The following is a 24,223-nucleotide window of genomic DNA, read 5'->3' as shown; positions in this document are numbered from 1 at the left end:
GGCACGCGTGCCTCGCTAGCTCGCGAGCGTTACAGCGCAGTAAAGTCGACGTGACTTGGTTCGCAGTGCGTGATGGGTGGAAATGCGTCGCCTTGAAGTTTGATCACGGGCTTCGAAAGCTCATTCTGGACCTCAAGGCTCCAGGCCCGCCTCGACAGGCGCGATCACGGCGAGGTGTCGTCCAGCCACGCGCGGGAGAGCGCGAGTGTGTGGGCGTTGGCGGAGACGTTCTCGAGGAAGCTCTTCCTGAGCACGGGTTCGCCGATCCTGGCCGAGCGGGCGAGCAGGTCGGCGCGCGCCTCGCGGAGGACGGCGCGGGCCGCCTCGGCGTCGCCGCTCGCGTGGAGCGCCTCGGCGTGGAGCGCGGGGAGCAGCTCCTGGCTACTGGAGCAGCTCGCCGGCCCGCCCGTCCGATCGAGCCTGCCCTTGTCCAGCAGCGCGGGGACGAGCTTCCGCAGCTCCGCGGCGATCTGGCAGGGGGTCCGGCGGCGGCAGCGATAGCACCGTCTTGGCCGCGGCCGGCACTGTCGAGGATGGCGGCCGAGGTGGCACAGGACCGGAACAGGCGAGAACCAGCGCCAGCAGGTCACCACGCCGTGACATGCGGGCCGGCTCAAGGAGGCGGGCGCCCCCATCGACGCCGTTGGCTGCCAGGCCCACGGCACGGGTGACCTGTCCGCCGCCACCGCGAAGCGGTTCATCGACAAGATCACCTCCGAGACCAGCTGTCTGGCGACACCTGACGAAGCTCCGGGAGAGCAGCGAGGTCGAAGAATGGTCACGAGCACAATATCGATCCAACGTAAGGTCCTCATCATGGCATCATCGCTCTTTGGTGCGACAGTGTTTCCGTCCGGCGCCATGGCCACGGGCGACGCTGGCGCGGCCCCTGCGGACAACGCCGGCGAGGACGAGGGCGGGCGCGCCTGCCGGGTCGAATCGGGGCCCAGCTCCCCGGCGGGCGCGGTCGCCGCCCTGCTCGCGCTGGGCGCGGTCGTGGCGCACCGGCGCGCGCGAAAGGCAGGTGCGCGTTGGGTCGCCGACGCGTGCGGGGGCTGATCGTGGCCGGCTCGAGGCGAGCGGCGCGACCACCGGCGGCTGACGACCCACTCAGGGCAAAGCCGGAGGACGAGGCCCGACCGGGGACGTTCACGCCGATCCGCCCCTCCGCCGCCGAGATCGGGCCCGGCCAATGGCAAGGCGCCGCTCGAGCGGCGCCTCGAGAGCGGCGGGCGCCGGGGCGCGGTCGTGGTGGATGTCGATACCATTCCCCCCGCCGCCCGCGCGCGACTATGCTTGGCCCCGATGGACGACAACTCTCCTCCCGAGGGGCGCATCAAGCGAAGCGGGCGCCGGGCCGCCGTCATGGTCGATGTGGCCAAGCTCGCCGGCGTCTCGTACCAGACGGTCTCGCGGGTCCTGCACGACAGCCCCCACGTGCATCGGGACACGCGGGAGCGCGTGCTCGACGCGATCCGCCAGCTCGACTACCGCCCGAGCTCCGTGGCGCAGGCGCTCGTCACCGGGCGCTCGCGGACGCTCGGCGTGGTCAGCTTCGACACGACGCACTACGGCCCGGCGTCGACGCTCCACGGGCTCGAGGCGGCGGCGCACGACGCCGGGTACGGCGTCAGCGTCGTCAGCCTGAAATCGCTCAGCCGGGCGCCGGTGGTGGATGCGGTGAAGGGGCTGTGCGATCAGGGCGCCGACGGCATCATGATCATCGCCCCGCTGCGGTCGGCGGTGGACGCGCTGCGCCACGTCACCTCCGACGTGCCGGTGGTCGCCGTCGAGGGGGGGCCGGACGATTCGGTCCCGGTGGTCGCCGTCGACCAGCACGGCGGCGCGGCGGCCGCGACCCGCCATCTCCTCGACCTGGGTCACCGGGCGGTGTGGCACATCGCCGGTTCGACCGAGTCGCTCGAGGCCGAGCAGCGCATCTACGCCTGGCGTTCGACGCTGGAGGCCGCGGGCGTCGAGCCGCCGCCTCTCCTGCGCGGCGACTGGAGCGCACGCTCGGGCTACGAGCTCGCCCCGCAGCTGGCGCGCACGCCGGGCGTCACCGCCGTGTTCGTGGCCAACGACCAGATGGCGCTGGGCGTGCTCCGCTACCTCCACGAGATCGGACGCGCGGTGCCGCGGGACATCAGCATCGTCGGCTTCGACGACATCCCGGAGGCGGCCTACTTCACGCCTCCGCTCACCACCGTCCGCCAGGACTTCTCCGAGCTGGGGCGCAGGTGCCTCCACCTGCTGCTCGGGCAGATCGAGAGCGGCCGCCGCTCCTGCTCGCGCGTCGTGGTCGATGCCGAGCTGGTCTTGCGCAAGAGCACCGCGGCGATCCCCCGGAACCGATGAGCGCTCCAGCCTGCCAGCTTCGTCTGCGCGCATCCCCTCACGGTTCAGAGACCTGGCGATGATACGCGCCGGATAGGTCGCGAGCGCGAGTATCCGGTGAATGACCTTTGCGATGCCTTATCCTCGAGGTGTGCCGGCAACATAGAGGCTTGTTGACGCTCACGATGGTTGATGCCCGATCGCGCAGGCGGTTCGATGGCCATCGCGGGGGTGAGAGACGGCGCTGTGGCTGCGTCTCCTTATCCCTCGGCCCCCCGGACGCGCGCCGTCGCTCGCTCGTGGCATGAATGCGGCGTCTGCCTCGAGCATCAGAGGCGGCATGGCAAGATCGTTCGAGTCCATCGGCTCGACTTCCAGGCTTCACCGGCGTGCCTCCGCCGCCCTGCTCCTCGCCGCCTTCAGCCCCACGAATGAATGCGATCCGAGCGCGCCCGGCAGCAGCAGCAGCAGCAGCAGCGGCGGTGCCGCGGGCGGCGGCGGGTACAGCTCCGCAACCACAGGAGACGGCGGCGGCTCGGCTGCCACGGGCAGCGGCGGCTCCGCAGGCCACGGCGGCGGCGGCTCCGCTGCGACGGGCAGCGGCGGCTCCGCAGGCCACGGCGGCGGCGACGAGAGCACCTCGACCGGGAGCGGCGGCTCGCCGGCGACATGCGTGCCGGGATCCATCGTCGCGTGCTACTCCGGCCCCGAGGGGACCAACGGCGTCGGGCGCTGTACGGCCGGGACGCAGACCTGTCGTCCTGACGGCTTCGGCTACGGGCCCTGCACGGGTGAGATCACCCCTGCTGCGGAGGTCTGCGCCACGCCGCAGGACGAGAGCTGCGACGGCGACCCCCATTGCCCGCAACCGGCCGCCTGGGCGCGCGGGTTCGGCATCGAGCCCACCCTTCCCACATCGACCATCGCCGTCGACGCCATGGGGAACTACTACATTTTCGGCGCCTTCGAAGGAACGGTCGACTTCGGCACCGGCCCTCTGACCAGCGCCGGTGACAGCGACATCTTCCTCCTCAAGCTCGACCCCTCGGGCGCGCCGCTCTGGAGCAAGCGCTTCGGCACCCCCTTCCCCGAGACAGGAGATGCCCTGGCCATCGACGGAAACGGCAACGTCCTGATCGCCGGCACCTACGAGGGCAACTACTCTGGCATCGGCATGGACCTCGGCTTCGGCGGGTGCGCCCTGCCGGCTCCGCCCGATCGTTCCGCGCAATTCATGGCCAAGCTCGACCCCGACGGCAATCACATCTGGAGCGATGGATTCAGCTTCTACTATCCGTATGCTACCTGGGCGACGAAGATGGCCATCGATGCTCTCGACGACGTGTACCTCGCCATCGGGTTGGAGGACGTGACAGCGGTGGTGAAGCTGGACGCGATGGGCAATGTCCTCTGGAGGCGTAGCACTCCGGGCAGCCCGAGCTTCCACATGAACCTCGCGCTCGACAGCGGCGGCAACGTGGTGACAGTGAAAAAAGCAGGCGTCGATGGCGACTACACTGTCCTCTACACGTACGTCTCAAAGCTCTCTCCGGATGGAGATTTGCTCTGGTCCCGGAGGTTGGACGACCACGACTTCCGTGGCAAGGTGGCGGTCAACTCGGCGGGCGAGATCCTCGTGTTGGCCGAGGGGGTTCTCATCAAGCTGGATCAGGACGGCGAGGAAGTGTTCACCCTGCCCGTCCTCCACACCGGCAACATCGCGGTCGACCCTGCGGACAACATCTTCCTCGGCGGGGTTGGGCTCACGATGCTCGACCCGAGCGGCGCCGAGCTCTGGACGCGCGACTTCGCGGCCTCTGTAGCGGACATGGCCATCTCCCCGAACGGCGCGGTCGCCGTCACCGGCGTCGTGAGCGGCCCTGTGGACTTCGGGACCGGCCCGATCGAGTATACAGAAGGCTGGGATATCTATGCTGCCACATTCAATCCGCCGGCCAGCGGCGACAGCGGCGAGGGAGGAGGCGGCGGCGGCGGCAGCGGCGGAGACCCGTCCGAGACGTGCGTGCCGGGCTCGGTCATCGCGTGCTACTCCGGCCCTGCCGGGACCAGGGGCGTCGGACCCTGCGCTGCGGGGACGCAGACCTGCCGGCCCAACGGCCTTGGCTTCGGCGCCTGCGTGGGCGAGGTGACGCCTGCCGAGGAGCTCTGCTCCACGCCGGAGGACGAGAACTGCGACGGCGACCCCCATTGCCCCATGCTGTCGTGGGCGCGCGGGTTCGGCAGCACCGGCGCCGACGAGGGCCTGAACATCGCGAGCGACGCCGCAGGCAACTACTATGTCACCGGCGCCTTCACAGGAACCGTCGACTTCGGCGCGGGCCCTCTGACCTCCCCGATCAGAAGCCACTTCCTGCTCAAGCTCGATCCATCGGGCGCGCCGCTCTGGAGCGAGCGCCTGCCCAGCGACCGCCCGCTCGTCATGGCCGTCGACGGCAACGGCGACCTCGTGCTCGCCGGCACATACTCGCCGGGCGGCGGCATGGTGTTGAGCCAGTGCCTGCCCCCCTATCCGGCCTATGATACAGCAGCCTTCGTGACCAAGCTCGACCGCGATGGCAACTCCATCTGGAGTCAAGCCCCCATCGCCCCGCCGGAAAGGCTGCTCGAAATCTTCAGCTATCCCGAGCGGATCGCCGTCGATGCGCTCGGCAACACCTACCTGGTCTTCGTCAACGTCTCGACGGACGGTGCCTACCTGTTGAAGCTGAGCCCTGGCGGCGATGTCCTCTGGAACCACAAGATCACGCCCCCTCCCGACGAGTACGACCACCCGCTCTACAACGCCGATCTCGCGATCGACAGCGCCGGCAACGCGCTGACCGTCACCGCACCGGAGTCCGCCGCAGGGAATCTCACGGTCAGCAAGCGCGACCCGACCGGCGCCGTGCTCTGGAGCCGCACGTTCGCGCCGGATCCGTCGATCCCCTCTGGCGGCGAGGGAAAGGCGGCTTGGTCGGTGACCGTCAATGCGGCTGACGAGGTCCTCGTGGCCGGCATCACGGACGGGACCGTCGATCTCGGCGGCGGCGTGCTGCCCGCCGGCCCCGTGCTCCTCCAGCTGGACGCCGCGGGCGCCCACGTGTTCAGCGACGCGATCCCCTTCGGCGACGCGCTCGCGCTCGATTCCGCTGGTAACATCGTCGTCGCCGGAGACGGGCTCGCCAAGCTCGACCCGAGCGGCGCCGAGCTCTGGACCCTCGGCTTCGGCGCCAGCGCACATGGCATCACGATCTCGCCGAGCGGCGTGATCGCCCTCACAGGGGCTGCGAGCGCGGCGGTCGACTTCGGGACCGGCCCCATCCCCCACGCCGGCGGCTCCGACATCTTCGTCGCGACGTTCAATCCCTGAAACCCATGGGGGGAAGGGCGCCATGTTCGAGATCGAAGAGCCCTTGCCGCCATGGGGCTGATCTCCCGGAGAGCCGTGCGCACTTGCGTCAACTCTGGAATTCTCGCTCTAAGACGGCCGGTGGGCCTCGCCAGGCACAACGATCGAGCGCCGATGGGCCTGTGGTACGCTACGATCAGGCCCTTGTGTCGAAGCGCAGTGTACAACCGGAGGCCCGCGGCACCCGTGTGATCGAGGTGGCAGGCGGTCCGCGGCTCGTCGTCCCCCGCGGCCGCCTCACGGCCGTGGACGGGCCGAGCGCGGGCCACACGATCGCCGTCGAGGCTGCTCCGGTGGTCGTCGGCGCGGGCGATGACGTCGATTTCACGCTCGCGGATCCTGCGGTGAGCGCGCGCCACCTCGAGATCGCTGCCACGCCCCTCGGCTTCCGCTTGCGCGATCTCGGGAGCACGAACGGGACGTTCGTCGACGGCCGGCGCACCGGCGAAGTCTGGCTCGGCGAGGCCACGGAGATCCGCGCCGGAGAGACGCGCCTTTCCTTCACCCTCGAGGAGGGGGCGCGGGAGCTCCCGCTCTCGCGTGCCATGAACTTCGGCGATCTCCTCGGCCACAGCCCGCCGATGCGCGCCGCCTTCGCGATCCTCGAGGGCGCGGCCCGCAGCGACGCGACGGTGCTCGTGCTCGGCGATTCGGGCACGGGCAAGGAGCTCGCCGCGCGCGCCATCCACGAGCGTTCTCCGCGGCGCGATGGGCCGTTCGTGATCCTCGACTGCGGCGCGGCCAGCCCGACGCTGCTGGAGGCGCAGCTCTTCGGCCACGCGCGCGGGGCGTTCACCGGCGCCACCGAGGCACGTGAGGGCCTCTTCGAGGCGGCGCACGGCGGCACGCTCGTCCTCGACGAGATCGGCGAGCTCCCGCTCGAGCTCCAGCCGAAGCTGCTCCGCGCGCTCGAGGCGCGCACCGTCTGCCGCCTCGGCGAGCCGAGGCCGCGGCACATCGACGTCCGGTACATCGCCTGCACGCACCGGCTCCTCGAGGCCGAGGTCCGCGCCGGGCGCTTCCGGCAAGATCTCTATTTCCGGCTCTCTGTCGTGACGGTCCGCCTCCCGCCGCTCCGAGAGCGAAAGGAAGAGATCCCGCGGCTCGTCAGCCACTTCCTCGGCAAGCTCGCGCCGGGCGCCCCGATCGATCCGCCCAGGTCCATGCTCGAGCTGCTCGCGAGCCACACATGGCCGGGCAACGTGCGCGAGCTGCGCAACGTCGTCGAGCGGTTCCTGACGCTCCCAGGGGTCCCGGCGGCGTCGTTGCTCGGCACCTCGAGCGGGGCTCCGGGCGGCGCCGAGCTCGGCGGCCTGCCGATCCCCGTCGGCGAGCCGTTCCACGAGGCGAAGCGCACATGGACCGAGCGCTTCGAGCAAGCTTACCTCGAGCACCTCCTCGCGCGGGCGCAGGGCAATGTCTCCGAGGCCGCGCGGCTCGCCGGGCTCTCCCGCCAGTCGTGCTATCGGCTGATGCAGAAGCATGGCCTCCGGGTCGAGTGAGCCGGCCGCCGAGGGCGACCTCCATGTCCCCGCCGCCCCCGGCTGGCTCGTCGTGCGCCGCATCGCCGTGGGCGGGATGGCCGAGGTGTTCCTCGTGCGCGGCGAGCGGGCCTCCCGCGCGGTGCTGAAGCGGATGCTGCCTCAGCACCGGGGCGATCCCGAGCTCGTCCGCGCCTTCGTGCACGAGGCAGAGCTCGGGCGCGCGCTCGCGACGCCGGTCCATCCGGCCCTCGTCCGCACGCTGGAGCACGGCGAGGACGCGATGGGCGGGTGGATCGTCCTCGAGCACGTCGAAGGGGCAACGCTCGCCGAGATCCTCGCCGCCGCCCGCCGCGCCGGGGAGGCCGTGCCGCTCGGCGTCGCGCTGCATGTCACCGCGACGCTTCTCGACGTGCTCGCGTTCGTGCACGGCGCCACGGACGCCGCGGGCCGCCCGCTCGGGATCGTGCACCGCGACGTCACGCCGGAGAACCTCCTCGTCTCGCGCGATGGGGCCGTCAAGCTCGGCGACTTCGGCATCGCGCGCTCGCGCCTGCGGGACGCGCGCACGCGGACCGGCGTCATCAAGGGCAAGCTCGCGTATCTCGCGCCCGAGCAGGTGACCGGATCGAGCGTGGACGCGCGCGCGGATCTGTATGCCGCCGGGATCCTCCTCTGGGAGCTCGTGACCGGCCGGCCCTGGCTCGACGCAGCCGACGAGCTCTCGCTGCTGCGCGCAGCGGAGGATCCGCCGCGCCGGTCGCCCTCGTCGCTCGGCGGCGACCCGCGCCTCGACCCTGTGCTCGCCCGCGCGCTGGCGCGCTTCCCCGAGGAGCGATTCCCGACCGCCGCCGCCTTCCGCGGCGCGCTCGCCCCGCTGCTCGAGACCGAGCTCCGGGGCGACGAGCGGGCCTGGCTGGCCCGCGGCGCGCAGGCCCTTGCCCTGCCCGGACCGGCGCCCTGCGCGCCCGATCCTGCCCCGGCGCCGCCGCCGGAGCCGCCGCGCGCCGCGCCCTCCTCCGAGACGGGACAGCCCCGCGCCGGGAGCCCGCAGCCCGCCCGCGCGGCGTGGCCCGCCATCGCCGCGCTCGCCGCGACGCTGCTCGCCGGCGCGCTGGCCGGAGAGCGCATGCTGCGCGCAGGCGGAGCGGCGTCGCGTGCGATCCCGATGCGGGTCGCGTCGGTCGCGACGGCGGCGAGCGGAGGCACGGCCGCCGAGGTTCCGTCCGCGCCCGCGGCTGGGGCCGCTCCGGTCGCCACGGCGGCGAGCGGGGGCAGCGTTGCCGGGGTCCCGTCTGCGCCCGCGGCCGGGGATGTCGCGGCGAAAGCGTCCTTTCCGAGCGCGTCAGGGCCCCTCGGCGGCGCCCCACCGGCCCGAGGGCCAGCCGCCTCCGCGCCTTCCGGCGGCGCCTCCGCGCCGTCTGCCGCCGACGGTGGCTTGCCCGCCCGCGCTGAAGCCGGCGAAGCCCTCGCTGCGCCACCGGCCAGGCTGGAGGGCGCGCCGGTCGACGAGCGCGCGGCCGCGCTGCGCGCTCGGCTCGACGCCGCCCGCGCCTCGCTCGCGAAGCGCGGGATCGATGCCGCGGACCTCCCGCCCGGCCTGCGCGCCTCCGCGGCGCGCGCCGAGGCTGCCCTCGCCGAGGGGGACGTCGCCGCGGCGGCCTCCGAGGTCGACACGTTCGTCGCGACCACCGCCGGGCTGCGGCTCGACCAGGAGATCCTGCGCCGAAAGCTCGATCGGGTGGGGGCCCTGCTTCGCGCCGCGCGCGCGCGCGGCGCCGACACGCGCGGCGCCGACACGCGCGCTGCGGCGGCGCTGCAGTCGTTCCTCGACAGGCGCTACGAGGCGACGAACGCCGAGCTCGACGCCCTCCTCGCGGAGCTCGCGCGATGAGGGTGCGCCGTCAGCGGCAGAGCCCGCTGGCGGCGTCGCAGCGGTGCTCCGGAGCGCACGGCGAGAAGAGCGCGTCGGCGCGACAGTCGTCGACGCACAGGGCGCGCAGCCGATCGCACACGCGCCCTCCCGGGCACGGCACGGGGCAGTCTCTGGGGAGGCAGACCCCGCCGACGCACGCGGCGCCCAGGGGACACTCGTAGTCCAGCGCGCACGGGGGCTCGGTCGGCACCGTTGGGGGCGGCTCGCAGGACAGGGAGAAGTCGCCGAGATACCCCTGCGCGCCCGCTTCTGCCGCGACCTGATCGAGCGGCTGCCCTGCCAGATCGCGTACCGCGCTGGCGATGGCGACGCGATACGCGAGCCCGCCGACCCCCACGAGCCTCGGCGTGGCGACGTTTGCGACGAGCCCTGACGGATCCATGGCCACCGAGATCGGCCCTGGATCTGGCGTGATCACGACGGCGCCCGGCGCGCGCAGGCTCGCCTCGTCGATGGGGCGTGAGAATGAGATGACGAGCGAAGGCACGGCACATTCGAGCGCGACGCCTCCATCGTCGGGCAAGACGCGCTCGACGCGAGGTGGCCTCACCTCCGGCCGCAGGTTGAAGGGCACCGTCATCCTCGGCGGCGGCGCCGCGAGGCGCGCCCCCATCAGCTCGCCGCGCGCGACGAAGCTGCCCGGCGCCGGGCTCGCCTGCAGGCCGAGCACCCGGATAGTGAGCGAGACGTCGGGTAGACCGCCCTGCTCGATGCGGATGATCGGGAGCCGCTCCCGCTCGATCGAGAGGGTGAATACGAGCTCGAGCGCCGCATCCACGTCGGCGTTCTTCACCTGCACGCCGCCCTGCGACCGCTCCTCGCCCGGGGCGTAAAGGCCCTCCTCGGCGTCGACGACGAGCACGGCCTGCTGGACGTGCGCGAGGAGCTGCTCGGTCGTGTTCACGTTCGGATCGGGCACGAGCATCAGGTCGAGCGCGGGCGGCTCCGCGCACCCTGCCGCGCCGAGCGCGAGCCCGGCGGCGCCGAGCGCGAGCGCGCGCCGGAGGGCGGGAGAGGGGCCCCTCGCGGCGTCCTGCCCAGGCTCGCGCGCCGCAGGATCGCGCCGGCGCCGGCTCATGGCGGGGTGAGCACCACGTCGGGGTCGCCCTCGCCGCTGCTCAGCGCGACGCCGATCCCGGCCGCGGCGCCGGCCGTCGCCGCGGCGGCTACGCCGACCCAGAGCCACGGCTCCTCGTACCAGGCGCGGCGCGGCCCCGGCGGGAGGGGCGCCCAGGGCTTCGCGAGCCGCTCGCCCAGCCGCTCGATCGCGGCGCGGAGCCGCGCCGGATCCGCGTCGTGCACGACCTCCTGCATGAGCTGCTCCCTCATCTGTGTCTCCACGTCGACGATCGCGCCGCGCACGAGCACGGTCGCGCCGAGCCCCGCGAGCTCGGTCCGGACGATCTTCGAGGCGCCGAGCGCGCGGGCCGCCTCCCGCACGCACGCGGCGTCGTCGGCGCAGCCGGGGCTGCGCGACAGCCGCGCCGAGAGCAGCGAGACCCGCGCGCCCCCGCGCCGCGCGAGCGCAGACGTCATCGCGCTGTCGCCGTCGATGCCCTCGACGCTCGCCTCGGTGGCCCATGCGGTGGGCATGAGCGCGACGTGGACGCCGGGCCGCGGCGTGCGGGGCGCTTCGCCGGTCGCCCCGGCGCACCCCGCGACGAGCGCTGGAGCGCCGGCGAGCAGCGCGATCAGCGCGAGCTCACGTCCGGAGGGCACGCCGGGAAAACCCAGCTGCAGGAGTCCCCGTCCGTCGGCGTGCATGCAGGGTAGATGCGGGTTCCGTCCGGGCATGTCCAGTATTCCGCGGGCGGCGGCTCACCACACGCGTCGACGCCGCAGACGTCGCTCACGTCCGGAGTGCACGTCGGGAAAACCCAGCTGCAGGAGTCCCCGTCCGTCGGCGTGCATGCAGGGTAGATGCGGGTTCCGTTCGGGCATGTCCAGTATTCCGCGGGCGGCGGCTCACCACACGCGTCGGCGCCGCAGACGGGCTGCCGGCACTCGCGGACTTCCCAGCCGCAGGTGCCATCCGGGTGAGGGATGCACCGGCCCGTGTTCCCGCCGATCGAGCCGTCGGCGCACTCCCAGGACGGCATCCCGAGCGCGGGCCCGCACGCGTCGACATCGCACGTGAGGGCGCCGTCCGCGCACCTGACGAACGTGGTGTCCGAGCCCGCGCCGTAGAGCGGAGCGCAGTCGTCGCGCAGGAGACAGGCGGCTTCGTCGAGCTCATCGCACGCGATCCACGATGGGGTTGCGCCTGTCGTGGCGCCGCCGTTGACAGTGGTGCAGTTCACCATCGCAGCGAGCGCGGTGAGCGCGAGGAAGGCGGTGGCGAGTCGATTTCTCATGATCGTGTTCTCCTCGTCCTTTCAGGGTTGCCGGACCCTGTGCCCTGTAGCAATGGCCATTCCACCCCTTCCCGCGCGCATTCCTCGGGCGATCGCGCCGCTGGATCCGGCGCCGATCGTCACGCGCCGTTGACACCTGTCCACCGCCCGTGACAGGGGCCCGTTGCGGGGTGCGCGAACAGGGGCTCCCGGACGGGCCATGTCCACTTCTCCACCATTGACGACAACTGCACTGGTGTCGGGATCGGGCTCGACCCCGGTCAAGTCACGGTCTCGGAGGCCACGCTCTCTCGTTCCAGCACGCTCTCCCAGCGTTCACGCGGCGACCACCGTACTGGAAAAGCACCGTTGTGCGCCGCAAGGCGCTCGGTGACGCCGTGGAGCGTCTCGCGACGCGCCTCCCGGGCCAGACCAACCCCCGGACGGACACGGGGGCCCACGGCACGCCGGTGCGCCCCTTGGTGGCGCCCGATGGTCTTTCACGTGTCGCCTGCGGCGACGGAGGCTTCGATGCCGAATCGCTGCGCGATCTTGATGACGTCCTCGCCCGTCGTAGCGGCCCCCAGCCCCCTCGTCCCAGCACGAGTCGCCCGCCGTCAACCCTCCCGGAGGTCAGGCCCGCTCCGGCCCCTTGCTGTCCTGGCCCTTCGGCCTGGGCGTGGCGTCGTCGGCGTCCGCTCGTTCCAGCCACGTTTGCGCCGCGCGTACGAGCGTCTTCACCTCGCGTCGGGAGAGGCCCTCGGCGCGCTTCAGGAACGCCTCGAGCGCCTCCCGAGCCTTCGCCGGCCGCCCTGCATGGGCCTGTAGTCTCCCTTCGTGATAGAGCGCCTCCACGAGCGACGGAGTCAGCCGCAGCGCGCGTCGGGCGGCCGCGATGCCGGCGTCGATGTCGCCGCCGCCGGCGTGCTCGCGGAGCGCGCAGGTCGAGTCGGCGAGGGCGAGCTGGGCGCCGGCGTCGTCGGGGTTGGCTTGCGCGGCCGCCACGGCCTCGGCGTGGTGCGCTGCGCGCGCTTTCCCCTGCCGGATCTCACGCCGGCAGCGAGCGCAGTCGACAGCGTCGGCGTCGATCAGGAAGCGCAACGTCTCGTACCAGTACCGCTGCTCGGTCGCGCGGAACACGAAGTCTTCACCGCAGGTGCGACAGGGCCGCTGGCGATCGACGTAGAACAGCACCGGGCCGCCCATGCCGAACACCTGGCGCGAGATGTCGGCGCGCACGGCGCCGGGAGGGAGCTTGCGCACGTCGTCGGGGTGGAGGTCCCAGAGCGAGAAGCTGCGTCCCTCGGGCGTCGTCACGGTGCGCTCGAGCAGACGCAGCGCTCCGAATTCGGAGTCCCACACCTGCACCCGCGCCTCGGGGGAGGCGGGCGATGGATCGCGGCGCGACCGGCGTCTGGCCATCCGGTAGGATAGCAAGATCAGGGCTCCAGCGCGAGGGCGCCTGCCGTCCCGCACCCGGGCCTCCTTGAAACGGGCGTCGCGTGTGCCCGGCCATCCGCGAAACCACGTCATGGATCAGGTCACTGGATACAGCCATCACCGCCACGACGAAGGTGCACAGCAACCGGAAGGGAGAGCGCTCGTCAAGATTCGCGGGTGTGCCCACGGCACGCCGATGCGCCCCTTGGCGCGCGCGGCGCCGCCCGGACCACGCTCTTTCGACCCAGGACCGAGCCATCACGACGCTCGCGGTCCCACCCTTTCGCTCTGCCGCGCTACACTTCCTCGCGCTGCGCTCCGGCTTGATTTGCCTACGCGCCCATCCGGTGCCGTATTGAGATCTCCAGGGCCGTGCTCCAGGTCCAAACGGCAGCATGCTGGAGCGCACCCGCCAGGGACCGGCGGCAAAGAAACGAGGGTTGTCATGAGCAGCCGTGCCCAGGTGCTGTTTCAGGTGGGCGCGCAGGCCCGATGGGTCTCCTGTGCAGCCCCGGCGTCGTCTCGCGCCTTTTGTGGTTGCAGCGCACCTCTTTTTCTCTCGTTCACCTCCTGCGGGCCCGCTGCCCGCGGCGCCGGGGCTCCCCGCGCCGTAGGGCCGGCCCGCCGCCCTCCTCGATTCGATGCGCGGCACACCGCCTCTCCCAGCCCTCGGCCCGAGCGCCTCTTCGCGGCGCGACCGACTCGTGCTCTCCTCTGGCCAATACCTTGTTCGTCGATACCCTCGCCGAGCCTCCGGCCCCTCATTCCGAGGGGCGCTGGCCCCGACAAGGAGGCGTATTTTTGCCGTGGCGAAGGCGTCCACCACCACGTCGTCCAGGACCTACAAGGCCGCAACGAGGCGCGCGTCGCGCGAGACACGGGGCGCGCCTCGCTCCTCGACGGGCGCAGCAGCGTACACGCTGAGCGCCGCCCGCGAGGCCGAGCTCCTCCGAGAGGCCGAGTCGCTGGGTGACAACACCGTGATTTTTCCCGGCAAGCTCGCTCGGCGCGTCATCGGGTCGAGCCGCATCCAGCTCGCCGCCGAGCGCGATGCGGCCGATCTCGTCCGCACCCCCTTCCCCGAGGACGAGCCCGCGCTGACCCCCGCAGGCTCACGCCGGCGATCGGGGTCTCGAGCTCGTCCACGAGGACGACCTCGTAGAACGAGAGATCGGTCCCCGCCTCGCGAGCCCGTGACGCCGCCGGTGGATCGTTCGGCGCGCGGGCTCCTGGGCCTGGGAGCGCGGCGGATACCGAGGCGTGGATCTCGCGAAGAGCGACGAGCTCTCGGTGCTTCGAGGCCTGACGCACCCGGGCGGCGATCCGGTCGCGGAGAACTCGCTGGTCCTGCTGATGCAGGCTCGACCGGCCGCAGAGGGGGAGCTCGCAGTAGATCTCCTGAAGGACGTGGAGATCCTCGCTCCGCCGGGCATCGATCGCGGACGATGCAAACAGGGGCGGGACGCGCTCCATGTGTGCCCTGGAGGGAGCATCGGGCGCGTGGTTCGCGCGTACGAGGTAGAGCGCCGGAGGAGCGCAGCGAGGAGCCGCTTGAGATGAGCTCGCTCCCCACATCACCTTTCCGCCAGGAGCCCATGCGGGCTCGCATCTTCGCCGTGCGCGTGGCTCGCGACCCCGCACGTGCTCGCAGCTTGCCGCGCCGCCCCCCCGCTGATAGCTCGCTGGGCGCAATCAGGAAGCGAGGGGACGTATGAGCGAATACCGAACAATCGCGGCGGCGCCGGTGCTGGTGGCGGCGTTCCGGGATCAGATCTTCGGCGTCGACCCGGCCACCGGGCGCGTGCTCTGGGAGTACAAGCAGGCCGGGGTCGGTTTCTCTTCCACAGCGCTCCTGATCACGCCTGCGGCGATCTACGCGGCGAGCTTCAGCCGCGTCGCCTGTCTGCATTACCCGACGGGCGAGCTGCTCTGGGAGGTGAAGGCCGCCACGCAGGGCCGCGCCACGCTCCTCCTGGAGGGAGACCGGCTCTTCGTCGCCAAGCAGGGCGAGGTGGAGTGTTTCTCGCTCACCGGCAAGAGCCTCTGGCACAACCAGTTCAAGAGCAAGGGGATGGGCCCGGTCGCCCTGGGCGTGCCGGACAATGTGGCGCAGCCGGACGACAAGGACTGACGCCCCCCCGGCGCTACGCCGCCCGCGCCTCCCAGTCGATCCGGTACGCGTGCACGCGCGCCTGCGCCGCCGCGCCTGGCGGACGATCGCCTCGACGCGCGGCCGCCGCAGACGCTCGAACGCCGCGAACGCCTGCTCCGGCTCGGCCGCGTTCCGGAGGCACCGCGCGAGGAGCCGTCGTCCCGAGAAGACGACGCTCTGCGAGATCGTGCGCGACGACGTGGAGACGCTGTACGGGGCCATCGACGACGGCGCCATCGCCGTCCGGATACCCGAGCACGCGAAGAAGGAGCTCGAAGCCTACCTCGACTGCGGGCTGCTCTGCCGCGGGTTCGCGCGGCTCCTGTGCGAGCGCTGCGAAGAGAGTCGGCTGGTGGCCTTCAGCTGTAAAGGACGCGGTTTCTGCCCGTCGTGTCTGGGCCGACGCATGGGTGCCACGGCGGCGAACCTGATCGAGGACGTCCTGCCCGAGGTGGCGCACCGTCCGTGGGTGCTGACGTTTCCGTTTCCGTGGCGGCGCAGACTCGCTGATCGGCCGCGGGCGCATCGCCAAGTACAGCGACAACGGGCGCCGCATCGACGTCCGCGCGCGCCTGCTCGCGGAGCAGCGGAGCCGGCCCGAGGACCTCGCGCGCATCCAGGTGAGGAGCGCGTCGGGGGCGCTGGTGCCGCTCACGTCGGTGGTCAGCTACGAGGAGCTCCCCGCGCTGCAGGCGATCACGCGCCGCGATCGCGAGCGCGCGATCTCGATCGCGACGTCGATGGCCGCGGTCCCGTCGGCGCTGGCGCTCGGCCCCGGCGCCGAGATCCGGGCCCCGATGGCCGCCGCGGTCATCGGAGGACTGCACGTCTCGACGGCGCTCAGCCTCCTCGACGACCACACGCCCTGCTACCGACAAGACGTGGAGTCGGACCGGCACGGTTTCCGCATCGGCCGCGGCAACATGACAGGCTGGCAGTAGGATTGTGGTCGGGCAGTCCGGCGATGGTCGCGGTCCGGCGCCCACCCCTCTTAACGCGGCGCTCCGAAGGAGCCCTGCCAGCCATGTCCTCCCTCGGGCCCGAAGATACCCGCGGGCCGGTCGATTGGAATTGACACCGGCAGTGTGAGCGTTCACATTCCAGTCGAGGACCACCCCTTTGTTTCGGCTTGCTCGGGTCCTCCTGAGTACCGAGCTCTTCGTCAACATGATCCATTCAGTCGATTTTTACACCGATCCTGTTCGCTCGGTCGTCGCGGAAGCGATTGCTGATCGATGGTGAACGGCGTTTTGCCAAGAGCGATCCAATAGAGGACGCGACAGCCCTCGCTTGTTCGACGGCTGTCGTGAAATCCTGGGTGCTGTCCACCGGAGACGATTTCGTCAAGAATCCGGCGATGCTGGCGGAGCGACAGGATGGCAAGCTCGGGAACGAGGGAACCTATGTCGCGGCGGGCCGTGCTGAGACGCTCCTCGGGCGCGCCAGCGTCATCACATCGGCCCCGTCCGGGAGCTCGTCTGAGCCGGGTGGGAGGCGCTTTGCCAGGGAGGCGGATCCCGCAAGGAACGTTCTGTCACCTGAGGGGAGCGTGGCGAGCCGCCCTTGACACGCTCGAATCGTTTCGTTTCCTTTTCACCTGATTCCGGTACGTAGGAGACCTGTGATGCAAGATCAAACGTTCATCCGACTCGCCTTTTGTGTCACCCTTGCGAGCTGTGTCGCGATTTCGTGCGCCCCCGCCGAGTCCGACTCGAACAACGACGGAGGGGGCGGAGGCGGCGCAGGGGGCGTAGGCGGCGCAGGGGGCGGAGCGACGGCGAGCGGCTCCGTCACAAGCGCGAGCGGCAGCGGCGTTTCGACCTCTAGCAGCACCACCGCGGCCGGGACCGGCGGTGACGACAGCGGCGGGAGCGGCGGGAGCGGCGGGGCTGAGCCGACCGGCAGCGGCGGTAGTGGCGTGGGTGGCTGGCCCGAAGGAGCCATTCCCATGGGGAACGCGCCTGTGCGGAGCGCGGGGTGCGGCAAGGCCACCACGTTGACGACCAAGGAGTATACGATCTCGAGTTCGGGCCAGAATCGCGTGTACTACGTCGATATGCCCAAGAACTACGACATGAACAAGCCCTACCGGCTGTTCTACACCTCGCATTGGATCGGCAGCCGCTGGCAAGACGTCGAGGGGCAAGACTTTTACTTTCTCAAACCGCAGTTGGAGGCCGACGGAGAGCAAGCCATCTTCGTGGCCCCCTCCTCGGACGGCGCGACGTGGCAAGAGAAGGACCACGCGCTGTTCGACGACATCATGGCGCTCATGAATGAGAATGTCTGCTACGACACGACCCGCGTGTTCGCGACCGGCTTCAGCTTCGGAGGGATGATCACCTATTCGCTGTCGACGAACCATCAAGCGGAAATCCGTGCGGCCGTGGGCATCGCCCCGGCCAACTACAACATCTGGTTGCCTGAAAAGACACGGAAGCCCATCGCTTGGATGCACACGACGGGCATGAGCGACGGGACTTGCCCCTGGGTGAGCAACGAAGGTCAAAAGCGAGGGGCCAAGTTCATTGCCCTCGAGAAGGCCGAAGACAACGGCTGCACGATTCCGGACAACATCCCGACTTCGAACGGCGCGTACAGCTGCTTCGATTTCAAGGATTGCGATCCGGAACATCCGACGCGGGTGTGCACCTTCGGCGGCGGGCACACGAACATCGACGGCAATCCGAATTGGATTCCCATCGAGTCGTGGAAGTTCTTCAAGCAGTTCTGACCGACGTCCTCGCCGCGGACGGGACCCTCGCCCGCGCGCAGCGCCGCGCTCAAGGAGGCGACCTCGGCGCTCCACAGGCGCTGCATGGCGAGGATTTGCTCGCGCACCAGCGCCCAGCGGCGGCCGAAGTCGACGCCGTGGTCGGGCTCACCGGGATGTGGGGGTGCTCGGGGAGGCAGATCGCCGAGGCGCTCCGCGCCAATCCTTCAGGGCGCTTTAAGCCCCAGGCATCTTGAGGCCGCGCTCGTCCATCACGGCTTTGTTGCGCGCCTCGCTCTTCGCGTACGCCGGGCGGGCTCTGACCCGCTCGGCATATCCGGTGAAGCTCGGGCGCGGCTCGAGCATCTTGAAGTCGAGCATGTACGCGATGGTGCCGCCGAAGATGACGTCGGCCATCGAGAACTCCTTGCCGAGGACGAAGTCACGGCCCGAGATGGCCGATTCCATCGTCGCGATCATGTCGTCGTAGTTGCCCCAACCGGCGGAGCCGGCGCGGAACTCCCAGTTGCCGACCTTGGCCATCGAGCCGGGCTCGATGACCGAGGGGGCGAAGAGCGACCAGCGAAAATACGTGCCGCGCGCCGCGTCGTCGAGCTTCGGCGCGAGGCGGCCCGGGGCATAACGATCCGCGAGATAGAGGCCGATCGCCGCGGATTCGGTGACGACGGTGTCGCCGTCGACGAGCACGGGCAGCTTGCCCATCGGATTGAGCTTCGTGACGTCCTCCTTCTTCTGGTCGCCGGCCATGATGTCGACGAACTTGAGCTCGTACTCGACGCCGACTTCCTCGAGCATCCACACAGTGTTGGCGGCGCGCGAAAACGGGTGGTGGTAAAGAACGATGGCCATGGTGGTGTCTGTCTCTCCGTTCGTTTCCGCCGGTCGGTCGGCGGCGCGGCGGAGGCTACCAGAGTCCGGCCCCGTTGGGCGGCGCCAGGTGCGGCAGATCTGAATTTTTCTGCCCGCCGCGTTCATGGCTCGCTTCGGCGACCGCTCGTCATCGACCGGTTGTTCGGGCGGGCTGGGACGGTGAGGGGCGGGAGCGGCTCGTGAGGTGCTGCGCCCGCCCCCGCTTTGCCCTGGAGCGCCTCCGTGTGCTGAGGAGCGGCGTGACACCTGTAAAGCTGCTTGCGCGGCTATCCACACTTCTCCCCCCGCTGAGGTACCCGGTCGCAATCGCCAGGCTCATGGGACCACATTCGGGTGCTAACGCCACTCTCATGGGTCCACCTCATCGCCAGGGTCATAGGGCCACACGCCAGGTGGCGTAACCCGGTATCGCCAGGGTCATGGGGCCACCCTGATCCGGCGCGGCTACTCTGGGCTTGACAACCGGCTGCGAAGGCGTCGTGCCGACCGACGGCGGCGCCGGTCGAGCTGGTTTACTTTCGCGAGCACCGCCGTCGCATACGGTATGCAACCTGGCGGGCCGCGTACCCTTCCGTCGGCTCAGGTGTAGTCGAGGCGGCTTGCAAGACGCTGGCAGCGCAGCGCATGAAACGGAGCGGAATCCGCTGAAGGCATGAGCGTGGCCAGGCGATTCTGACCTTCCGCGGCCTGATCCAGAGCGAGCGCTTCGACGGCGCCTGAGCGTTGCTTGCAGCCACATATAAAACTGAGGTGACACTCCTTGAAAATGTTATCGGATTGAACGACTATCGGCGATAATCCTGCTGTCAGTGTGGGAGCTACACCCTTCCGGAATGCTGAGCGCGCGATCCCACGGAAGGGATGGCCTGGTCCGACGGGTCCGCGTGCGCAGCGGAAGGCGCCGGGCCTGAGCCCTGAGACGACCCTGGAAGCGCAGGCCGCGCTGCGATGACGCCGTGTGCTTCCCCGTGGCCGCCTCCTTCGCGGCACCGCCACCGACGGCTTCGACCGTGCTACAGTGCCGTCCGCCATGGATGTCCACTCCTGCTGCCCGCTGCGCGCCGCCGCCCTCCGCTGGCAGCCTCGTCCGGGCTCCCATGCGCTGACCGTGATCTGCAAAGCGGCCTTCGAGCTCAGGCCCGGCGAGTCGCCGCTCGCGGATGCACAAGAAGAACCCTTGCACGCCGACGCTCACTGGCAGAATGATCCTCGGCGAAGCCTGCGCGCCGCGGGCGATAGGGTGCCGTTCAAGCGCCGCGCCGACGTGCTCGTGCTCGGACATGCCTTCGCGCCGGCCGCAGCGCCCGTGACGTCGCTCGCGGCGCGCATCGCGGTGGGATCGATCGACAAGTCCATCGAAATGCACGCGGACCGCGCGTGGACGGCAGACGGACGGATCCTGGTGGCAGAGCCGTTTGCACGAGCGCCGCTCACGTGGGAGCGAGCATCCTGGGGCGCGAACAACCCCGCTGGCATCGCGCCGAGCGGTCCTCCGGACGAACGCGGGCTGCGACCGATCCCGAACATCGTTCCGCGGGGATTCGTCCTCCGGAGCCCCGCAGACCCGATCCCTGCCGTGGGGCTCGGGCCCATCGCCCCCACGTGGTATCCGCGCGCCGCGCTGCTCGGGCGGTACGCGAGCACATGGGATCATCGGGCATGGAATGCTCGGCCGTTGTCCGAAGACTTCGATGGCGCGTTCTTCAACGCAGCGCCGCTGGATCAACAGCTCGCCGAGCTGCGAGGCGACGAGACGATCGTGCTCGAGAACCTGCATCCGACGTACGCGCAGCTCACGACGAAGCTCTCGACGATCAATCCCCTGGTCACGGTGCGGCGCGCGTCGGGCGACGTGCAGGACGTCCGGCTCCGTGTCGATACACTGTGCATCGACACGGATCGGGCGATCGCCACGCTGGTATGGCGCGGCATGGTGCTGCTCGGGCATGCCGGCGAGACCGGGGCCGTGATGGTGACGATGGAGGGGCCGGCGCTCGCCGCGGAAGCCGAAGGCACCGTCATGCTGGTCGGCCCGACGACCACGAGGACTGCGGATGCGGCTGCGCGGTCGGCGCTGCCGTTCGTGCAAGCCGCCGGGCCGATTCCAACGATTCATGAGATGGCGCGCCAACCCGCGACGTCGCGCCGCGACGATGACGAAGGCACAGGTACGCTTTGGCATCAGGTCAAGAGCGCTGCCCCGGCGCTTCCATTTCAATCGACTGCGGCGCCCGCCCCGCCGGCGGCCGTCGCGATGGAGCCCACCGCACTCGACCAGCCGCTGACGACCTGGTCCAGCCACGAGGTCGCAGGCGATCGGTTCACAGAAGCACCGCGCCGAGCGGATGTTGCTCCTCCGGCGATGATCGGGCCGCTGGCCAAGGCGGACACGGCTCGGGCGCCCGTGGAGGCGAGTACCGTCAGGTCGGAACAGGCGGCGTCAACCCCGGAACCCACGCCGATCGAGGCCGAGGAGCCGCCGGTCGACCTGACGCTCGAAGAGACGGCGACCATCGCGGCGGAGCTTGCGGAAGGAAAGACGGAGCGCGCCGAGATCCTCGACGCGCATGGAGTGGGCGAGCGCGCGTGGAGAGCGAACGAGAGGCGGTGGAACGAAGCGCTCGCAGAGGAGCAAGGTCGAGGAAAGAGCGCGCTGCGAGGGGCGTACGACGCGGCTTACGCCGCGCGGGTGGAGAAGTTCCGGGGCCCCGTCACGCTCGAGGAGTACGCGCGTATCCTGGTGGGCATCGAGCGAGGGCGCGCGAATGGAGTGCTGGACGCGCTGAAGATCCAGCGGCCCGCGCTGATGCCGATCGTGCGCGTGTGGGCCAAGAGGGTGGCGAAGGACGTGAAGCTGAGCCAGGAAGCAACGAAGGCGCTGCGGGAGGCGAAGCGCGCGTGAGACGCTCGTGCGCTCAGTTGATCTTCACCATCCCGCCCGAGATCTCGTTCGTCCCCGCCGCCGCCGAGCTGACCGCCGGGGCCGCGATGCCCACCTTCGCGGCGCCCGAGATGCTCACGTTGGCGCCGCTCACCGTCGCGTCGGCGGTGAACTCGGCGCTGCCTCCCTCCGTCGAGGAGATCGTCGCCTTCTGGCCGGAGCAGCGGACATCTGCGTCGCAGAGCGTGTTCCCGCCGCCGCTCCCCTGAACCAGCGCCTTGGCGTCGAGGAACACCTCGCTGCTGCCTGACGACCGCAGCTTCGCGTTGGCGTCGAGGATCAGATCGCTGTTGGTCGACGAATGCATCTTCGCGTTGGCGTCGAGCAACGCCTCGCTGCCGGCGTTGGATGTCATCTTCGCATTGGCGTCGAGCACGATCTGCGCGTTGCCGCCCGCCTTGATCGTGATCTTGCCGGGCTCGAGCGTGATCGAGCTGCCCTGGCATTCGAGCGTGATCTTGTTCGGCGCGCTCACGTACGCCGTGTCCGACGCGGTCACCTTGAAGTTGCCCGTGACGTCGGTGTGGCTGCCCTGAAAACCGCCCTGCGCGGGCTGGCCTTTCACTGTGTTGAACTGGCTGCCGGTCACCGTGACCCTCTGATCGCCGCCGACCGTCGCCGTCTGGTCCGCTCCGACCGTGATCGTCTGATTCACGCCGATCGTGACGGACTCATTGTTGCCCACGACGCGCGAACGGTCATTCCCCACCGTGTGCGTGTCGTCGTGACCTACGCTCTTCGTTCGATCGTTGCCTATCGTGACGCTCTCGTCGTTCTTCACGAGCTTGGCCAGGTCCTTCTCGGCCTGCATGCGCAGGAGCTCCTTCCCCTGCGCGTCCTCGAACATCAGCTCGTTGTACCCGCCCCCTCCGCCCGTCGAGTTGCTCTTCCACCCGCTCTGCGTCTTGTTCTCCGGCAGCTTGTACGGCGTCTTCTGCAGGCCGGTATAAATGCGGCCGACGATGACGGGGCGGTCCGGATCGCCCCCCAGGAAGTCCACGAGGACCTCTTGCCCGACGCGGGGCAAGCTCGACCCGCCGTAGCCCGCCCCGCTCCACGGCTGGCTCACGTGGATCCAGCACGAGCTGTTGTCGTCCCTGTTGCTCTCGCGATCCCAGTGAAAATGGACGCGCACGCGACCAAACTCGTCCGTGTGAATCTCCTCCCCAGGAGGGCCGACGACCGTCGCGCTCTCCACGCCGCTCACGGTCGGTCGCGGCGTCGCGTGCTCCGGCCGGAATGGGACGTCCGTTCCCCGCGCCTTGCAGTGGTGCGACCACTCTCCTCTGTCCGTGCCGCGCAGCGATGACTCGATCACCAGGAGCGGCTTGGCATCCCCGATCGCCGCATGCGGGTGCCCATCGAAGCTCACCACCACGCCGGGCGCGAGGTCGTGCGCGTTCGTGTCGAACGTGCATAGGCGGGAACTCCCGCGCTCCGCGTCCAGGCGCTGCTGAGCCAGACGGGCGGCCTCCCTCTCGTCGGTGCGCGTCTTGCCCTTGTCGTCCGCCACGGGCGTCGCCTCGCCTTGATCCGCGCCGAACAGGAACGCGCCTGGCACGTACTGGAACCGCTCGAGCCTCTCCTCGATGCCCTTGCCGCCCGACGCGGTCGCCATCAGCTTGTAGCCCGGAGGCCGCCGGTAGTCGTGATCGCGCAGCGTGACCTTGCCCGGCCTCACCTGCTGGGACATGCGCACCGCCGTCACGAACTTGATCCCGACGTCGCGCACGAGGGTCGCGTCATCCAGGAACGAGAGCGATCCCTCGCGCCTGGGGTTCGCGTGCGCCGCGTCCGACAGCACGAGCCTCGTGCCCTCGTCGGTCTGCTCGAAATAGTAAGCGATGCCCGCGTCTTCGAGCATCCGGCTGATGAACGTGAAGTCACTCTCCGCGTACTGAACGCGGTACTTGCGCTTCTTGTATGCCGCCGCGTCGTACTGCCTCTTGGGCTCGATGTTCCACTCGGCGAGGATCTTCAGCACGATGTCCGGCTCGGAGATCTGCTGAAATATCCGGTAATTCCTGCGCTGCGTGAGCAACCACAGGGTCGGCACCACCGAGACTTGATAGGTCGACAGGCCGTCGGGCTCGACGCGCGTGAGCTCGATGTGGTTGCAGATCCCGGTCCACTCGCGCAGCTGCGTTCCCGTATCGAGCGCGAAGCGCGCGGGCTGCCCCACGACCTCGTCGAAGTCGATGCTCGGGTTTTCCGAGAGCGCGACGAGATCGATCTGAAACAGCGACGACATGCGGTCGTGGACCGAGAACTGCCGCACGTCGAAGCGATCCTTGGAAGAGACGTTCAGCTCGAGGTTGTTGCTGCCGCTGAGCCTGCGCGCGACGGCGCCGCCGATCTCGCCGGCGATGCGGCCGAGAGAGGAGCTGACGGCGCCCTTGGGGATCGAGGACGTGATCGCCTTCGCCTCGAAGAACGGCAGGTCGGCTGCGACGTCGGGCGTGGCGCCTCCGTCGAGCTCCTTGCCCTTGCCGGTGGCCCTGGTGGCTAACTTTCCGAGCGCTGCTTCCCCAGCCGACTGCGTAGCGTCATCGCTCGATGTCTTGATGAACGACATCTCACCGCCCTCCGA

17 protein-coding genes and 1 pseudogene are annotated in these 24,223 nt (G+C 70.2%); 11 read left to right on the top strand and 7 right to left on the bottom strand.

All coding sequences use genetic code 11. From position 1 onward, the window contains the following. Positions 1-164 precede the first annotated feature (164 nt). Positions 165-701 (bottom strand): hypothetical protein, encoded by a 537-nt coding sequence (locus tag WMF27_RS32980; protein WP_437764897.1) that lies wholly within the window; start codon positions 699-701, stop codon positions 165-167. Positions 702-816: 115 nt separating this feature from the next. Here WMF27_RS32980 and WMF27_RS32975 point away from each other — a divergent pair, with 115 nt between their 5' ends. The 5 genes from WMF27_RS32975 (at position 817) to WMF27_RS32955 (ending at position 9,121) form a co-directional block, all read left to right on the top strand. After that, positions 817-1,059 carry an MYXO-CTERM sorting domain-containing protein gene (locus tag WMF27_RS32975; RefSeq protein ID WP_437764898.1) on the top strand — a complete coding sequence of 81 codons (243 nt, stop codon included), beginning with the start codon at positions 817-819 and terminating at the stop codon, positions 1,057-1,059. A gap of 246 nt (positions 1,060-1,305) precedes the next feature. After that, positions 1,306-2,358 (top strand): LacI family DNA-binding transcriptional regulator, encoded by a 1,053-nt coding sequence (locus WMF27_RS32970; RefSeq protein ID WP_437764899.1) that lies wholly within the window; start codon positions 1,306-1,308, stop codon positions 2,356-2,358. 319 nt (positions 2,359-2,677) lie between these two features. Beyond that, complete coding sequence (locus tag WMF27_RS32965; protein ID WP_437764900.1) at positions 2,678-5,707, top strand: hypothetical protein; 3,030 nt, start codon at positions 2,678-2,680, stop codon at positions 5,705-5,707. A gap of 185 nt (positions 5,708-5,892) precedes the next feature. Then, positions 5,893-7,248 (top strand): sigma 54-interacting transcriptional regulator, encoded by a 1,356-nt coding sequence (locus WMF27_RS32960; protein ID WP_437764901.1) that lies wholly within the window; start codon positions 5,893-5,895, stop codon positions 7,246-7,248. Next, positions 7,229-9,121, top strand: a complete 1,893-nt coding sequence (locus tag WMF27_RS32955; protein WP_437764902.1) for a protein kinase domain-containing protein — start codon at positions 7,229-7,231, stop codon at positions 9,119-9,121. The genes WMF27_RS32960 and WMF27_RS32955 overlap by 20 nt, the downstream gene beginning before the upstream one ends. A gap of 10 nt (positions 9,122-9,131) precedes the next feature. Here the strand turns inward: WMF27_RS32955 and WMF27_RS32950 are convergent, their stop codons facing one another. The 4 genes from WMF27_RS32950 to WMF27_RS32935 all read right to left on the bottom strand — a co-directional run bounded on the left by WMF27_RS32950 (position 9,132) and on the right by WMF27_RS32935 (position 12,858). Further along, on the bottom strand, positions 9,132-10,241 hold the full coding sequence (locus WMF27_RS32950; protein WP_437764903.1) for an Ig-like domain-containing protein: 1,110 nt from the start codon (positions 10,239-10,241) through the stop codon (positions 9,132-9,134). Continuing rightward, entirely contained in the window at positions 10,238-10,882 is a 645-nt protein-coding gene (locus WMF27_RS32945) for a hypothetical protein (protein ID WP_437764904.1), read from the bottom strand. The genes WMF27_RS32950 and WMF27_RS32945 overlap by 4 nt, the downstream gene beginning before the upstream one ends. Further along, a complete protein-coding gene (locus WMF27_RS32940) occupies positions 10,855-11,517 on the bottom strand; it encodes a hypothetical protein (protein WP_437764905.1) in 663 nt (220 codons plus the stop codon). The genes WMF27_RS32945 and WMF27_RS32940 overlap by 28 nt, the downstream gene beginning before the upstream one ends. A 612-nt stretch (positions 11,518-12,129) precedes the next feature. After that, entirely contained in the window at positions 12,130-12,858 is a 729-nt protein-coding gene (locus tag WMF27_RS32935) for a zinc-ribbon domain containing protein (protein WP_437943247.1), read from the bottom strand. Between the two features lie 1,338 nt (positions 12,859-14,196). Between WMF27_RS32935 and WMF27_RS32930 the strand changes: the two genes are divergently transcribed. The 5 genes and pseudogenes from WMF27_RS32930 (at position 14,197) to WMF27_RS32910 (ending at position 17,822) form a co-directional block, all read left to right on the top strand. Further along, on the top strand, positions 14,197-14,496 hold the full coding sequence (locus WMF27_RS32930; protein WP_437764907.1) for a hypothetical protein: 300 nt from the start codon (positions 14,197-14,199) through the stop codon (positions 14,494-14,496). Positions 14,497-14,647: 151 nt separating this feature from the next. After that, positions 14,648-15,067, top strand: a complete 420-nt coding sequence (locus WMF27_RS32925; protein ID WP_437306528.1) for an outer membrane protein assembly factor BamB family protein — start codon at positions 14,648-14,650, stop codon at positions 15,065-15,067. Beyond that, a pseudogene (locus WMF27_RS32920) lies at positions 15,039-15,509 on the top strand (transposase zinc-binding domain-containing protein); the annotation flags it as partial. The gene WMF27_RS32925 and the pseudogene WMF27_RS32920, both read left to right, overlap by 29 nt. Positions 15,510-15,594: 85 nt before the next feature. Then, positions 15,595-16,029 (top strand): efflux RND transporter permease subunit, encoded by a 435-nt coding sequence (locus tag WMF27_RS32915; protein WP_437944549.1) that lies wholly within the window; start codon positions 15,595-15,597, stop codon positions 16,027-16,029. A 683-nt stretch (positions 16,030-16,712) separates the two neighbouring features. Beyond that, a complete protein-coding gene (locus tag WMF27_RS32910) occupies positions 16,713-17,822 on the top strand; it encodes an alpha/beta hydrolase family esterase (protein WP_437764908.1) in 1,110 nt (369 codons plus the stop codon). A gap of 216 nt (positions 17,823-18,038) precedes the next feature. Here WMF27_RS32910 and WMF27_RS32905 read toward each other — a convergent pair whose 3' ends face one another. Further along, positions 18,039-18,797, bottom strand: coding sequence for a glutathione S-transferase family protein (locus WMF27_RS32905; protein ID WP_437764909.1), 759 nt, complete (start codon positions 18,795-18,797; stop codon positions 18,039-18,041). Between the two features lie 925 nt (positions 18,798-19,722). Here WMF27_RS32905 and WMF27_RS32900 point away from each other — a divergent pair. Then, on the top strand, positions 19,723-21,594 hold the full coding sequence (locus WMF27_RS32900; protein ID WP_437764910.1) for a DUF2169 domain-containing protein: 1,872 nt from the start codon (positions 19,723-19,725) through the stop codon (positions 21,592-21,594). Positions 21,595-21,607: 13 nt separating this feature from the next. Here the strand turns inward: WMF27_RS32900 and WMF27_RS32895 are convergent, their stop codons facing one another. Next, positions 21,608-24,208 carry a type VI secretion system Vgr family protein gene (locus WMF27_RS32895; RefSeq protein WP_437764911.1) on the bottom strand — a complete coding sequence of 867 codons (2,601 nt, stop codon included), beginning with the start codon at positions 24,206-24,208 and terminating at the stop codon, positions 21,608-21,610. Positions 24,209-24,223 lie beyond the last annotated feature (15 nt).

It is taken from the genome of Sorangium sp. So ce281, from assembly GCF_051527395.1.
Classification (GTDB): Bacteria; Myxococcota_A; Polyangia; order Polyangiales; family Polyangiaceae; genus Sorangium; species Sorangium cellulosum_B.
Note: the sequence above shows the minus strand (reverse complement) of the source record. Positions and strands in the feature narration are given on the sequence as shown.